The 710-nt window shown below is 49.9% G+C and carries 7 tRNA genes; all 7 read left to right on the plus strand.

The window, feature by feature from the left end:
• Positions 1 to 14: 14 nt before the first annotated feature.
• The 7 genes from I2483_RS19200 (at position 15) to I2483_RS19230 (ending at position 698) form a co-directional block, all read left to right on the plus strand.
• Positions 15 to 90: transfer RNA gene (locus I2483_RS19200), tRNA-Val, on the plus strand.
• A gap of 24 nt (positions 91 to 114) precedes the next feature.
• Positions 115 to 189: transfer RNA gene (locus tag I2483_RS19205), tRNA-Met, on the plus strand.
• Between the two features lie 59 nt (positions 190 to 248).
• Positions 249 to 323, plus strand: a tRNA-Met gene (locus I2483_RS19210).
• Positions 324 to 326: 3 nt separating this feature from the next.
• Positions 327 to 402 (plus strand) — tRNA-Asp (locus I2483_RS19215).
• A 59-nt stretch (positions 403 to 461) separates the two neighbouring features.
• Positions 462 to 537 (plus strand) — tRNA-Phe (locus tag I2483_RS19220).
• A gap of 7 nt (positions 538 to 544) precedes the next feature.
• Positions 545 to 618, plus strand: a tRNA-Gly gene (locus I2483_RS19225).
• A 3-nt stretch (positions 619 to 621) separates the two neighbouring features.
• Positions 622 to 698, plus strand: a tRNA-Ile gene (locus I2483_RS19230).
• Positions 699 to 710 lie beyond the last annotated feature (12 nt).

The raw sequence follows: 710 nt of genomic DNA on the forward strand, positions 1-710 counted from the left end.
ACAACTTTTACCCAGGAGGATTAGCTCAGCTGGGAGAGCACCTGCCTTACAAGCAGGGGGTCGGCGGTTCGAGCCCGTCATCCTCCACCATTATATTTATAGAAATAACATTGTCGCGGGGTGGAGAAGTGGTATCTCGTCGGGCTCATAACCCGAAGGTCGCAGGTTCAAATCCTGCCCCCGCAACCAAATTTTATTATGATGTAGCAAATTAAGCTCATTATCAATTGAATACTTTATATTGTTGTCGCGGGGTGGAGAAGTGGTATCTCGTCGGGCTCATAACCCGAAGGTCACAGGTTCAAATCCTGTCCCCGCAACCAAATGGTCCCGTGGTGTAGCGGTTAACATGCCTGCCTGTCACGCAGGAGATCGCCGGTTCGATCCCGGTCGGGACCGCCATTTTTATTAAAACAATAAGGTTTAGAATAAGCTAACGACTTAATGTAAACCAAATATGTGGCTCAGTAGCTCAGTCGGTAGAGCAAAGGACTGAAAATCCTTGTGTCGGCGGTTCGATTCCGTCCTGAGCCACCATTATTATGCGAGTGTAGTTTAGTGGTAAAACCTCAGCCTTCCAAGCTGATGATGAGGGTTCGATTCCCTTCACTCGCTCCAAGAGGGCCTATAGCTCAGCTGGTTAGAGCGCACGCCTGATAAGCGTGAGGTCGGTGGTTCGAGTCCACTTAGGCCCACCATTCCGCAGTAGC

This window comes from Sporosarcina sp. E16_3 (genome assembly GCF_017347125.1).
In the GTDB taxonomy this organism is placed as follows: Bacteria; Bacillota; Bacilli; order Bacillales_A; family Planococcaceae; genus Sporosarcina.